We start from the raw sequence: 900 nt of genomic DNA on the forward strand, positions 1-900 counted from the left end.
GCCGTACTGGTTGGTCTGCAGCGGCGAGGTGTCGCCATACATGCCCCACAGCGTGCCATTGGTGTAGTAGGTGTCGTCCGAGACAGCGGTGTGCTGGTAGATCCAGTTCGGCTCGGCGAAGTCGACCGCGTCGTGGGCATGCAGCGCGCGCACCGCCGCGGCGATGTTGGCGCCTTGCGGCAGGCTGATGCGGTGCAGGTCACCACGCACTTGCTCGAGGATCTTGCCGCCCAGGCGGCTGACCGCCTCTTGGCGCAGGGCTTGAGCCGCACCGGGCTTGAATTGCACCAGCATTTCTGCCGGCACGTAGTGGCGGTGCGACTGCTGCAACTCGGCCACGACTTTGTCCGGCTGGCCGCCGGCCAGCGCGACGCCCGACAGGGCCGCCAACGCGCTGGCAATCAGGGTGCGGGTGAATTGGGGGGTGGAACGGGGCATGGTAAAGCTCCTCAAACCGGGCAATGGATGGGGCCGGAACGATCGCTGGTGAGCGGCCGGCGGGCCATGTGTGCAAGCGGGCCGTGGCGGCGGCGGGCCCAGCAAGGGAACACCATGCTGGGTGACGCGACGCGTGCTGTCGAGCCTTCAGCCTAGGGAGGGGTTTACGCCGCATCGACCAGTCACAGAAATGACTTTGGATTGCCCATTCAAAAGGCTCTTTGCGCATTGCCTATGGATGAGCGAATCGGCCGAGGGAGAGGCTGAGGAGCTGCTCCGGAGGTAGGTGGCGCGGCGCGCAGCGGTCAACAGCCCTGAACCAACCCAGGTAGTGGTGCAGGTAGGTGGTAGCCACACCGCGAAAGCGGCGCAGCCAGCCCTTGAGCCGTGAGTGGTAGGCGTTGACGTTCTGGATGTGCCAGGGCCCACGCACGCGCGGGCCGGTCGTCATGTTCAAGGCGT

At 66.0% G+C, this 900-nt stretch carries 1 protein-coding gene and 1 pseudogene; both read right to left on the bottom strand.

Annotated elements, in window-relative coordinates; translation table 11 throughout:
- The coding region (locus AC1DYI_RS37010; protein WP_477209053.1) for a S8 family serine peptidase at window positions 1–438 on the bottom strand (438 nt) is incomplete at its 3' end.
- Between the two features lie 232 nt (window positions 439–670).
- Window positions 671–900 (bottom strand): annotated as a pseudogene (locus tag AC1DYI_RS37015) (IS1595-like element ISPels1 family transposase); the annotation flags it as partial.

The organism is Ideonella sp. P3_A4 (assembly GCF_056403075.1).